General features: G+C 31.3%; 16 protein-coding genes and 1 pseudogene. All 17 read left to right on the plus strand.

All coding sequences use genetic code 11. The features are described 5' to 3' along the window. The 17 genes and pseudogenes from PQO00_RS18440 (at position 1) to PQO00_RS18520 (ending at position 12,600) form a co-directional block, all read left to right on the plus strand. Entirely contained in the window at positions 1 to 1,029 is a 1,029-nt protein-coding gene (locus PQO00_RS18440) for an aldehyde reductase (protein WP_274186333.1), read from the plus strand. Positions 1,030 to 1,036: 7 nt separating this feature from the next. Then, complete coding sequence (locus tag PQO00_RS18445) at positions 1,037 to 1,813, plus strand: AraC family transcriptional regulator (RefSeq protein ID WP_274186334.1); 777 nt, start codon at positions 1,037 to 1,039, stop codon at positions 1,811 to 1,813. A 65-nt stretch (positions 1,814 to 1,878) separates the two neighbouring features. Then, the gene (locus tag PQO00_RS18450) at positions 1,879 to 2,469 is read left to right on the plus strand and encodes a Crp/Fnr family transcriptional regulator (RefSeq protein ID WP_274186335.1); all 591 of its coding nucleotides are present in this window, start codon (positions 1,879 to 1,881) and stop codon (positions 2,467 to 2,469) included. A gap of 104 nt (positions 2,470 to 2,573) precedes the next feature. Further along, positions 2,574 to 3,098, plus strand: coding sequence for a YceI family protein (locus tag PQO00_RS18455; protein WP_274186336.1), 525 nt, complete (start codon positions 2,574 to 2,576; stop codon positions 3,096 to 3,098). 97 nt (positions 3,099 to 3,195) lie between these two features. After that, the gene (locus PQO00_RS18460; RefSeq protein WP_274186337.1) at positions 3,196 to 3,660 is read left to right on the plus strand and encodes a VOC family protein; all 465 of its coding nucleotides are present in this window, start codon (positions 3,196 to 3,198) and stop codon (positions 3,658 to 3,660) included. A 226-nt stretch (positions 3,661 to 3,886) separates the two neighbouring features. Further along, entirely contained in the window at positions 3,887 to 4,465 is a 579-nt protein-coding gene (locus PQO00_RS18465; protein WP_274186338.1) for a Crp/Fnr family transcriptional regulator, read from the plus strand. Positions 4,466 to 4,566: 101 nt separating this feature from the next. Further along, positions 4,567 to 5,424 (plus strand): SDR family oxidoreductase, encoded by an 858-nt coding sequence (locus tag PQO00_RS18470; protein WP_274186339.1) that lies wholly within the window; start codon positions 4,567 to 4,569, stop codon positions 5,422 to 5,424. Positions 5,425 to 5,481: 57 nt separating this feature from the next. Further along, the gene (locus PQO00_RS18475) at positions 5,482 to 6,114 is read left to right on the plus strand and encodes an NAD(P)H-dependent oxidoreductase (RefSeq protein ID WP_274186340.1); all 633 of its coding nucleotides are present in this window, start codon (positions 5,482 to 5,484) and stop codon (positions 6,112 to 6,114) included. A 6-nt stretch (positions 6,115 to 6,120) separates the two neighbouring features. Beyond that, positions 6,121 to 7,047 (plus strand): VOC family protein, encoded by a 927-nt coding sequence (locus PQO00_RS18480; protein ID WP_274186341.1) that lies wholly within the window; start codon positions 6,121 to 6,123, stop codon positions 7,045 to 7,047. 32 nt (positions 7,048 to 7,079) lie between these two features. After that, on the plus strand, positions 7,080 to 7,610 hold the full coding sequence (locus PQO00_RS18485; protein ID WP_274186342.1) for a DoxX family protein: 531 nt from the start codon (positions 7,080 to 7,082) through the stop codon (positions 7,608 to 7,610). 437 nt (positions 7,611 to 8,047) lie between these two features. Continuing rightward, positions 8,048 to 8,971, plus strand: a complete 924-nt coding sequence (locus PQO00_RS18490; protein WP_274186343.1) for an AraC family transcriptional regulator — start codon at positions 8,048 to 8,050, stop codon at positions 8,969 to 8,971. Positions 8,972 to 9,068: 97 nt separating this feature from the next. Next, a complete protein-coding gene (locus PQO00_RS18495; RefSeq protein ID WP_274186344.1) occupies positions 9,069 to 9,809 on the plus strand; it encodes an SDR family oxidoreductase in 741 nt (246 codons plus the stop codon). Between the two features lie 16 nt (positions 9,810 to 9,825). Further along, positions 9,826 to 10,302 carry a DUF1097 domain-containing protein gene (locus PQO00_RS18500; protein ID WP_274186345.1) on the plus strand — a complete coding sequence of 159 codons (477 nt, stop codon included), beginning with the start codon at positions 9,826 to 9,828 and terminating at the stop codon, positions 10,300 to 10,302. Further along, entirely contained in the window at positions 10,299 to 11,051 is a 753-nt protein-coding gene (locus PQO00_RS18505; RefSeq protein WP_274186346.1) for an SDR family oxidoreductase, read from the plus strand. The genes PQO00_RS18500 and PQO00_RS18505 overlap by 4 nt, the downstream gene beginning before the upstream one ends. A 48-nt stretch (positions 11,052 to 11,099) precedes the next feature. After that, a complete protein-coding gene (locus tag PQO00_RS18510) occupies positions 11,100 to 11,363 on the plus strand; it encodes a hypothetical protein (RefSeq protein ID WP_274186347.1) in 264 nt (87 codons plus the stop codon). Positions 11,364 to 11,388: 25 nt separating this feature from the next. Further along, positions 11,389 to 11,582 (plus strand): annotated as a pseudogene (locus PQO00_RS18515) (site-specific integrase); the annotation flags it as partial. A gap of 187 nt (positions 11,583 to 11,769) precedes the next feature. After that, positions 11,770 to 12,600, plus strand: coding sequence for a sigma-70 family RNA polymerase sigma factor (locus PQO00_RS18520; protein WP_274186348.1), 831 nt, complete (start codon positions 11,770 to 11,772; stop codon positions 12,598 to 12,600). Positions 12,601 to 12,620 lie beyond the last annotated feature (20 nt).

Here is a 12,620-nt window from a genome sequence, read left to right on the forward strand (position 1 = left end):
ATGCAAAATATAGAAACAGTTTTAGTAACTGGAGGAACAGGTTTTTTAGGAACTCATACAATTGTTCAGTTATTACAAAAGGGATATAATGTAAAAACGACAGTTCGTTCCTTAAAGAGAAAAAACGATGTGTTTGAAATGCTAAAAAATGGAGGGATAACATCATTTGATAATCTCGAATTCATTGAAGCCGATTTAACTAAAGATAAAAATTGGGACGAGGCAGTAAAAGATTGTAAATATGTATTACACCTTGCTTCACCTTTTCCTTCTGGAGAACCAAAGGATGAAGACGAATTAATTATTCCTGCTAAAGAAGGAACGCTTCGAGCGCTAAAAGCTGCCCAAAAAGCAGGTGTAAAGCGTGTTGTAATGACCTCTTCTTTTGCTGCAATAGGCTACAGTATTAACCCTGAAAACCATATTTTTTCTGAACAAGATTGGACAGACCCTAATACAAATATTGGCGCATATATCAAATCAAAAACACTAGCAGAACAAGCTGCTTGGAATTTCATTAAAACGGAAGCAAACCCGTTAGAATTAACCGTAATTAATCCAGTTGGAATATTTGGCCCAGTTTTAGGTAAAGACTTTGCAAGTTCAGTAGAACTGATAGAGCAACTCATGAGTGGAAAAATATCTGCAACGCCAAAAGTTTATTTTGGTATTGTAGATGTTCGCGATGTCGCCAATATTCATATCAAAGCTATGATAAGTAAAGAGGCTAAAAATCAACGTTTTTTAGCATCTTCTGATGATACTACATCTTTGCCAGAAATTGCAAAAATTCTGCGTAAACAGCAAAATGAATATGCGAAAAAGATTACTAACAAAGTGCTTCCTAATTGGTTAGTGAAAATATTATCACATTTTAAACCTGAATTAAAATCTGTAGCTTCTCAAGTAGGGATTATAAAAACTATTTCTAACGAAAAAGCAAAAACTATTTTAGGTTGGAAACCTCGAAATAAAGAAGTAATTATAGCAGATACTGCAGATAGTTTAATTAAATTTAGTGTTATATAAATAAACTATGGATATAAAATCATGTTACATAGGACCTGAAATTTCACCTGAACAATTTATACCAGAACATTTGTTTTTGTTTTTAGCAAAAGGAATTTTAAATGGTTATGATGGCAGTAATTATATTACGATGAAGTCTGGCGATTATTGTATTGTTCGTAAAAACCATTTAGCGAGATATAACAAGCATAAAGAGAACGATGAATTTGAAAAGGTAGTCGTGATTTTTGATGAAATATTTCTTAAACAATTTCTAGAAAAATACCAATTCAAAAAAGAAAAACATAAACCTAAAGAAGCATTTATTTACTTAGATAAAAATGAACAAATACCAAGTTTTATAAACTCATTAATGCCCTATTATAATGGTATGGGGAAAATTGAAAAAGAAATTCAAGATACCAAGCGAGAAGAACTCTTACTTATCTTGTTAAAAAAGCAGCCAGAATTATATGAAGTGCTTTTTGATTTTGGAAAGCCCGAAAAAATAAACTTGGAAGAATTCATGAACCAAAATTATAAATTCAATGTAGCTATTGAACGTTTTGCATATCTTACAGGTAGAAGTCTTTCGGCATTCAAAAGAGATTTTAAACAAATATTTAACGATACACCTAATCGTTGGTTAATTCAAAAAAGGTTACAAGAAGCCCATTTCCTCATTGATAAAAAGAAACAAAAGCCATCCGAAATATATATTGATTTAGGTTTTGAAGATTTATCTCATTTTTCATTTGCTTTTAAAAAACAATTTGGAATGAGCCCAAAGAACTTATTACAATGAATATTTAAACTTAATTTTTATTTGGTTAACTTTACTTGGGTGATATACCAAAGCATTTAATTTCAATGAATTCAAAGAAAATACTATCTCAATACATTCAAAATTTTGTTGATTTAAATGAAGACGAAGTGAATCAATTCGTCAGTTGTTTTGAGGAGATAAAAGTAAAAAAAAGACAATTGATTGTACAGCCTAATTTTATTGCTCATCATGTACATTTTGTGGTTAAAGGAGCTTTCAGATCGTATGTTGTTACAGACGAAGGTAACGACCATACTACTTCTTTTGCCATTGAAAATTGGTGGATTACCGATTATAATAGTTTTATATACCAACAACCAGCCACATCATTTGTAATTGCTCTTGAAGATAGTGTAATACTGCGCGTACATTACGAAAAGCAAAAGGAACTAAAACAAGTAAATCATAAGTTTGAAACTTTTTTTAGAATTATTGCAGAAAGAGGGTTGGCATTTTTTCAACGAAGAATTACAAATAACATAACATTATCTGCAGAAAGGCGTTACGACCAATTTATGGGTAAATATTCTCATGTGGCTCGGCGGTTACCTCAATACGCTTTAGCATCCTTTTTAGGGATGACACCAGAGTTCTTATCCAAGATAAGAAACAACAAGGTTCAAAAGAAATCTTGAACTACTTCAACTATTTTTCCTAATCTACTTCATTGGAACTAGGGAACTATTCATTGCACTTTTGTAAGGTCAATATTGACGTATAAAAATAAAACAAAAGTAAAATGAAAACAGCAGTAAAAACAAAATGGAATTTAGATGTAGCACATTCAGAAATAAGCTTTAAAGTTAAGCATATGATGATTTCTACAGTAACAGGACACTTCGAAGACTTCAGCGCAACGGCTGAAACAGAAAACGAAAATTTCGTAAATGCAGATTTTAAATTTGTAGCAAATGTTGATTCTATCAATACTAAAAATAGTGATAGAGATGCACACTTAAAATCAGATGACTTTTTCAATGCAGAAGAATATCCAGAATTGACTTTTAAATCAAAATCTTTTGATGGAGATAAATTAGTTGGAGATTTAACAATTAGAGATAAAACCAAAGAAATTGTATTAGATGTAGATTTTAATGGATTAGCTGTAGACCCTTATGGCCAAACCAAAGCAGGTTTTGAAATCACTGGAAAAGTGAATAGAAAAGATTTCGATTTAACGTGGAGTGCGGTAACAGAAGCAGGAAGTATAGTGGTAAGTGATACTATTAAGCTTGTTGTTGACTTACAATTTGTTAAAGAATAGTTTTGGCTAGTAATATTTATTGAGGCTGATAAAATTGTTTCAGCCTCAATTTTCGGCAAAGTAAATAAGAACATAGAACATTGTAAAAAATAATGAAATGAAAAATCAAACAAAATTAAAAGGCGGTTTAAACACGCTAGCATTATATAATGTTGCTTTTGTAGTTTCTAATATTGAAGAATCAATAAAATGGTATAATAATATATTAGGGTTTAAATTATTAATGAAACAAACTATTCCTGTAGAAAAAGGTGAGTTACAAATGGCTTTTATGCAAGGATCAGGTATGAAAATTGAAATGCTTCAAAATTCAGAAGGCCAATTAATTGAAGCAATTATTAATGATTCAAAAACAGACGCCCCACCATCAGTAATAGGTGGTAAAGCTTTAGTATTTCAAGTAGAAGATTTAAAAGTAGCTACTAAAGAACTTGAAAATAAAGGTGTGGAGTTTTTATGGAAAGAAAGATATTTAGCAGGAGATGTGCTATTTTGTTCTATGGTATTAGACCCTGATGGGAATCGTATAAATATTTTTCAATCAAATACAGTAGCTCAATAATAGAAGATAACACTTTATTGGACAATTCATTTAACATCTAGTTTCTGTTAAATGATTTATCAAAAATAAGAATTGTAGTCAATTGAAAATTGAAGTCATAATGATGATTTCATATTCAATTGGCTTTGTTTTTTTATGAATATCTCATAAAAAATACTATAACCATTTATACTAAAATACATTATAACATATTTTATCATAGTTAAATTTTTAACTTTGTAGTATCATGTTAGAAGTTTTCAAGAAATATATAAATGATAAAACATCCTTGCCAGAGGAAGACTTAAATGAGATACTTTCTTATGCTATCATTAAAAAACTGCGTAGAAGACAATTTCTTTTACAAGAAGGTGATATTTGGCGTTATAATGCTTTTATCTGTAGTGGTTTTGTTAGAACATATTCTGTAGATGACAAAGGAACAGAACACATCATGAATTTTTCACCTGAAAACTATTGGACAGGAGATAGAGAAAGTCTTACCAATGAAACACCTTCAAAGTTTAATATAGAAGCTCTTGAAAACACCGAAGTATTGCTTATTAAAAAGCAAGATTTTGAAATGCTTTGCAAAAAAATACCTCTATTTAATAATTTAATTAATAATATATTACACAAGAGCTTTCTCACTTCACAAAGTAGGATCCATTCTAGCATAAGCCAATCATCTGAAGACAAATACAACAATTTTGTTTTAAAATTTCCAACAATAGCTAATCGTGTACCTCAGCACATGATAGCTTCTTACATAGGGATTTCTCCCGAAACCTTAAGCCGTATAAGATCTCAAGCAACTAAAAAGTAAAAACGTTGACATTTGTCAAGAGTTTTTTGCTTTAAATGTCAATGGAAAAAAGACCTTGACGGTGGCATCTTTGTATCATTAATAATTTAAAAATTTATAAAATGAGCAAAGTAATTTTTATCACAGGAACAAGTTCAGGTTTTGGTAAATTAACAACCATCACCTTATCAAAAGCAGGTCATACCATAATCGCAGGTATGAGAGGAACAACAGGCAAAAACAAAGATGTTGCCGAAGAACTATCTGCATTACACAATGTAGAGGTAGTTGAAATTGACGTAACCAACGACAATTCAGTATCAAATGCATTTCAACAAACACTTTCTAAATACGGAAAAATTGATGTATTGGTTAACAATGCAGGGGTTTCAGGCTTTGGACTATTAGAAGCCACTTCTCTAGAACAAATACGTAAAATGTTTGAGGTCAATTTTTATGGGGTTATCAGAGGGTATCAAGCCGTTTTACCAAGTATGCGTAAAGAAAAAAGTGGTCTGATAATTAATTTGACATCAGGAGCAAGTGGGCACACCCTACCTTTTATGATTCCTTATTTGGCTTCAAAATTTGGTGTGGAAACTATTACTGAAGGTTTACAAGCAGAGTTGGCACAATTCAATATTGAAAATGTCACCATTCAGCCCGGGGTTTATCCAACTGAAATGAACAATGGTAGTAAAACAGGAATTAATGCAGATAAACCAGAAGTAGCAACAGATTACGATCCAGTAGCAACAGATATGTTTAATGCTATAGGTGGTGGATTGTTTGGTAAAATGAAAGAATTCGACATGAATCCACAAACGATTGCTGATGGAATTTTAAACTTGGTAAGCATGCAAAATGGAACTAGACCGTTGCGTTTTCCCCTGGATGCTATTGCACAAGGCACAGACATTGAATTTATCAATGCTAGGGCAGAGATAAAAGAAAAGTGGTTGGCTAAATATAGCGGATAAGTTTAATCTAATACGCTTATTCTAACCCTAGGATAAGCGTTAAAATCCTTAACGAAAATGGAAACTATAGATGCAATGAAGTGGCGTTATGCTGCTAAAAGAATGTCTGGTAAGAAAATACCAGAACATAAAATCAATAAAATAATTGAGGCCATGCACTTGGCACCATCAGGAATAGGCTTACAACCCTATGAGCTTATTATCATTACTAATAATGAGTTGAAAAATAAAATACAGCCCATAGCATTTAATCAGATGCAAATTGTTGAATGTTCGCATCTAATTGTTTTTGCAGCTTGGGATACCTATTCTAATAAAAGAATAGATAAGGTTTTTGACCATTTAGCAAAAGAGCGTAATCTGCCTTTAGAAAAAACTTCAAGTCAACGTAATTTTTCGAAAAGTTTTTTTGGTGCAATGAGTGAAGAAAATAACTTTCACCATGCTGCTAAACAAGCGCATATAGCATTAGGTATTGCAACACTTACAGCTGCACTTGAAGGCATAGATGCTACCCCTATGGAAGGTTTTGACCCAATAGCTTTAGATGCTTTACTTGGACTCAAAGAAAAAGGATTAAAAAGCTCTATGCTTTTAGCTTTAGGATATAGAAATGATAGCAACGATTGGAATTTAAACCTTAAAAAAGTGAGAAAACCGATGTCGGAATTTATAACCGAAATAAAATAAGCAATTATGCAAACAAAAATAGTAATTATAGCCATTTGGATGGTTACAGCGTTCAACTTCCAATCATTTGCACAAAGTCTTAACGTGGTAGGAATGGATCATATAGGTGTAAATGTTCCAAATATAGACGAAGCATTAGTCTTTTTTGAAGTATTGGGTTTTAAAAAAGTGTCAGAACTTGACCTAATAGAGTTAGATGACAATTGGAAACAACGCTATAAAATCCGAAGAGATGCTACAATTGAGAGAATCGTAACACTTCGAGCAAGTAACGGAAGCAAAATTGAATTGTTCCAATACAAATCTGCAGAAAGTAATGAGGAAATGCCTTTTGGTGATGATCTTGCATGGTATCATATAGCATTTTATACGGATGATATTGATAAAAGCGTAGCTACCCTAAAATCGAAAGGAATAACGTTTCTGGATGACCCAATTTTAAATAGTAGTGGTGAAACATGGGCATATTTTAAAGCACCATGGGGATTACAACTGGAATTGATTTCTTATCCCAATGAAAAAGGAAATCCTAAAGAAGAAAGTTTAACACTAAAAAAACAAACAAAAATGAGTAAAATAGAAATAGAAGCTTTGGCAAAAAAGCATTTGGATATATGGACAGAAAAAAATGCGAAAAAGCGAAATAAGTACATTAAAGAAGTATACACTGAAGGTGTGGAAATAGTTGACCCGTTTTTTGTAATAAATGGCCATTCAAAATTGAATGATTTCATTGAAGGCTTACAAAAAAAGCATCCTGGTTTTGATTTTAGTTTAGCCCAACCAATCGAGAGCCATAACAATATAGCTAGGTTATTCTGGCAGTTTGGTACAACATCTAAGCCAGATGAAATAACAGGGCAGGACATATTTGTCATTGAAAACGGAAAAATAAAGTCACTTTATATTTTCATTGATGGATTAAAAAATTAAAATCAAATTATAAATAATAAAAAAATAAAATCATGAAAACAATTTCAATAATTTCAAATCTTCTTTTTGGAGAGCGCAAAAGCAATAATTTTGCATCAATAGGTTTATTAATAATACGTTTAATTGCAGGTTTTGGTTTAGTATTGCACGGATTGCCAAAACTTATGACACCAATGAGTTTTGCGGGAGATGCCTTCCCTGGAGTTCTTCAGCTATTGGCAGTCATCAGCGAAGTAGGTGGTGGTATCGCATTAATACTTGGCATTTTTGTTCCATTAGCATCATTGGGATCATCTATAACTATGCTTGTAGGGATACTTCTGTTCCACGTGCCTTTTAAAGATCCCATTTATCGAATTACCGTAAAACTTTCATCTGAAGGTGATGGTGATCCATTTTTTGGTTTCCCATTGTGGTTCGCCAAAGCAGATGGGCATAGTATTGGGGGATCTGGTTCGGCAGAACTTGCATTGCTTTACTTTATTATAGCATTGTGTTTGTTCTTTACAGGAGGAGGTCATTATTCCCTAGATCATAAATTAAGGCAAGAAAAAAGTAAATAAATTTTATATAGTAAGGCAACGGGTTTTCGTTGTCTTGCTTTTATAATCCTTTAATAAATCTACTATCATATCGTTTTCATGAAAGAGCTTTTCCATTAAAAGCAGTATCAAAACTGCTTCGTCATAGTAAGATAATAATCACTCAAATTTATGCTAAAGTATAGAGGGAAAAATAAGTGAAGATATTAGTAAACTTAAAGCAAAATTAGAATCAGATAAATTACAAAGCACGCAAAATGCAAGTTTAACTAGTTAGATAAATCAAATTCTATAAATTTGACAACCCTAAATATTTCATACTAAACTAAATTGAAGAGGACTAAAAAGTCATTTTAGAAAAAAAGTATTTATTCATGTAGTATTAGGTTTTTATCAATCTTAATAGACGAAAAATCTAGTATAATATATAAATTAAAACATTATTTTGGTAGTTCAATATGACTTCAAAAAGCATAATAGTAAAAGATCTTGCCGAATTGTATGAATCAATTGGTTTACCATCAGATGCGGTAGACTCTTCTTCTGGCTTTACAATTCACTATTTACAAGATACGTTTAAAAAATTTCCATATAAATCCATACCATTTAGACCCAATTATTTTAGTTTTTTATTTGTAAAAAACGCCTATGGTAAATATACGATTGATGATAAAGGTTTTGATATAAACCCAAGAACAGTCTATTTTACAAATCCTGGGAATTATAGAGTTTTTGAATGGCAAAAAATAACAAATACCTGCTTAATTACGTTCAATGAATCCTATCTAAAAGAACATGTGCATGCCGATACTTATAATCATTTTTCATTTCTTTTAACAGAAACAGTAGAACCAAGAACATTATCTATTGAACAGTTTGAAGATATAGAAAATTTGTATAAGTTAATACATAAAGAATATTTATCAAATACACCTTTTAAAAACGAAGTGATTGGGAATTTAATGGTTGTTTTATTGTTGAAAATAAAAGAATACTTTTTTCAAAATTACAATCCTATTTATGAAGGTAACAGAAGTTCTCAAATTGTAAAAACGTTTAAACGAAACCTAGAAGATCATTTTAGAAATTTGGTGAAAGGAACAGAAGAAAAACAATTAAGAGTTCAAGATTATGCAAATCTGCAATTTCTTCATGTTAATTATTTATCAACTGTAATTAGCAGTAAAACAGGAAAATCAATAAGTACTTGGATTTCTGAAAAAACAATCACAGAAGCAAAAGTAATGCTTCTAAATCAGAAATTATCAATAAAAGAAATTGCCAATAAACTCGGCTTTTTAGAGTCTTCACATTTCAGTAATTATTTCAAAAAACACACTTCTGAAAGTCCTGCAAAATACCGAAAAACCTATTTCAATTAGATAATATTAGAAATTTACATCTTTTACTGTTATACGTGTACGCTTCTTAAACCCCTCTTATAAGACATTTGTATTATTAATTTAAAGCAAAGAATTTATGAGTAATTCAAATCAAAAAGTAGCCTTAATAACAGGTTCATCAAGAGGAATAGGTGCAGAAATTGCACAACAATTTGCAAAATCAGGTACTAAAGTAGTAGTAAACTACAGTGGGAGTAAAGATAGTGCAGACAAAGTAGTTCAATCTATTATTACTAATGGAGGAGAAGCGATTGGAATACAAGCAGATGTAAGTAAAACAACAGATGTAAGTCGTTTGTTTGACGAAGCCATAGCACATTTTGGTAGAATTGATATTCTAGTAAACAATGCAGGCTTAATGCTTAATTCTTTCATTAAGGATGCCACAGACGATTTATTTGAGAAACAAATGAACGTTAATGTAAAAGGTGTGTTTAATACACTTCGAGAAGCATCGACCAAATTAGCAGATAACGGAAGTATTATCAACTTTTCATCTACCGTTACACGTACCATTTTCCCAACGTATGGTATTTATTCGGCTACCAAAGCCGCAGTAGAGCAAATGAGTAAAGTATTTGCCAAAGAAGTAGGAGACAGAGGTATTAACGTAAACTGTGTATTACCTGGGCCAACAAGTACAGATTTGTTTTTAAAAGGGAAATCTGAAGAATTAATCGCTCAAATAGCAAGTACAAACGCATTCAAACGCTTGGGAACACCAGAAGATATTGCAAGAATAGTTACTTTTTTAGCAAGTGATGATGCAAAATGGATTTCTGCCCAAAGTATTGGTGCAAATGGTGGTATGGCATAACTAAAGACAAATCATTATGAAAGAATTTTTAAAAGCAATAACAATGGGTGCTTGCGGTGCACTCGCAGTTTTGATTTCGTTTTCATTGCATTGGCCAACTTGGGTGCTTTTTATAGCATGGTTAAGTTATTACATATTTGGAAAATCATTAAAAACTGCAATCTATTCATTAATACCTATTACAACAGGCATAATTATGGGTATTATCATACAAACATTAGGTGGCACTTTAATTAGTTACCTTGGAGCAATTGGTTTTCCTTTAGCAGTATTTTTATTGATTAGTTCGTTAACGTATCTGTCAAAAATAAAATTGTTAAGCAATATTCCAGCATGGTTTGTAGGGTTAATCATTTTCTTTGGTGTTCATCCAGCATTAGAATTCAAACCAGTATTAAGTCTATTTATTCCAATAATTGCTGGACTCTTCTTTGCCTTTACAAATGACGCCATATCAGGTATAATTTCAAAAAATAAAAAAAACAAAAAATGAATAGTTTAAAAAATAAAGTAGCAATAATAACAGGTTCTAGTAGAGGGCTGGGAAAAGCAATTGCAGAAAGGTATGCAGCTTTAGGTGCAGATATAGTACTAAATTATTCTAGTAATAAAACAGCTGCAGAAGAGGTAGAAGGAACTATAAAAGCGATGGGAGCTCAAGTTATTTCTGTACAAGCAGATGTAAGTAAAGTAGCAGATATTGAACGCCTTTTTAGTGAAGCAAAACGGAAATTTGGCAAAGTAGATATAGTTGTTGCTAATGCAGGAATTGAAATGGTTGAAACCCCAGTAGTCGATTTTACCGAAGAGCAATTTGATAAATTATTTTCAATCAATACCAAAGGCGCATATTTTACAATGCAACAAGCCGCTAAACATATAGAAGACAATGGTCGCATAATTTACATCGCATCTAGCACAACTGTTTTTCCTGTTCCAGGAATGGCTGTATATGGAGGAAGCAAATCCACACCAAGATATATGGTAGATGTACTTTCAAAAGAAATCGGTTATAGAGGAGTTACTGTTAATTCAATTATTCCTTTTGCGGTAGACCATTCAGGTATTTTTACCGAAGAAGATAGTTATCCAGAATTGCGAAAATCATTAATAGATAGTTGCCCTATGCAAAGGCTTGCAGAAATTGAAGATGTGGCAAATGTTGCAGAGTTTTTTGCAAGTGATATGTCTTCTTTTGTAAACGGACAACATTTGTTACTCAACGGTGGAGCTACACAATAAATCGTTATGAAAATAAACAATTTAATAATCCTAATAATGTTCGCATGCATGAATACTGCATGCGGACAAATAGGAAATCACGAACATAAAGAGATGAAAAACATCAACTATGATAAAATTATCAATGCTGTTGTAAAGTATGCAATAGAAACTTGGCAAAAAGGAGATTCTGAAAAATGGCTTTCTCTATTTACAAAGGATGTTGCTTTATATGATGATGGAAGTTCTAGAGATTTTCTAAAATTTAGCACACAAGCAATTGAAAACGATTTTTTTACAAGCATTGATAAAATTGAAGATATTACATACTGAAGGCGTTTTTAATAATGGCACTGTATATTTAAAAGATGTTGCTTTTGTATGTGTGGCATTAAAAAGAACCTCACATTCCATATGGCGCGACATACTTTTGCAACCACTCAAATTTACGCAAGAGTAATTGAACGTAAAGTTAGTGATGATATGAAAGCTTTAAAACTTGTACTAAAAAAAGAAAGCAGTAAATCAGAAAAGAATATAATCAATCATTAGGACTGCTCTTTTTTTAAATGCTATTTTAAATATTAACCAAATAAAAAAAAACTGAAGCAACAGGGTATATTCTTAAAAAACTATCTTCTAAAAGTGAAAGTCATATATTTAATTCATAAAAATAGTTAAAAAGTGTCACGTTTTTGTTTTGCTATTTATCATTCATACACTATTAAAAAATGAAATTTTGAAAGATTACCAAAACAAACTATTTCCCTATGCCTATAATATTTTAGGGAGTTCTGATGATGCAAAAGATGCCATACAAGATGTATTGGTGAGATACCATGCTGCTCAAAATTTACAAATTGAAAACGTAATAGGCTATTTAATTAAGTCTGTAATAAACCAATCTATTAACCTGAAAAAAAGGAAGCAAAAAATAACACACGAAAAAATATGGCTTCCTGAACCTCTTGCTACAGAAAAGGCAGATGACACTATAAACAGTAAGGAAATAATTTCCTATTCTATGTTAGTACTCCTAGAAAAATTAACTCCAAAAGAAAGAGCTGTATTTATTTTAAAACAAGCTTTTGAATATTCCCATAAAGATATTGCTGAAGTTATCGATTCCACAATCGAGAACTCTAGAAAGCTTTTAAGTAGGGCTAATACAAAGTTGGCTATTTCCAATAATAGCATTACTCAAAAAAACAGCCATACTCCCAATGCATATATGAAGCAATATATTGACGTTATTAAAAATGGTGATGTAAAACGTTTAGAAAAAATGCTCTCAAAAGATATTTTGCTTATGGCTGATGGTGGCGGAAAAATAAGTGTTGTAAGGGAATTGACAATAGGTAAATCTGCAACCCTAAAATTACTTTTTTATGTATTTCAAACGTATCAAGAATTACAGACTATTAAAATAACAGAAATAAACCATCAACCAGCTTTATTGTTTTTCCAAGATAATAAACTAGTAAACTGCCAGGTTTTTGAATTCGAAGAAAACCAGATTAGGCAAATATTCTCTATACTAGTTCCTAACAAACTTAAATCAATAATTTAAAAAAAAATGTCACGTTTTTT

The sequence above is a fragment of the Flavivirga sp. 57AJ16 genome (assembly GCF_028736925.1).
Lineage (GTDB): Bacteria > Bacteroidota > Bacteroidia > Flavobacteriales > Flavobacteriaceae > Flavivirga.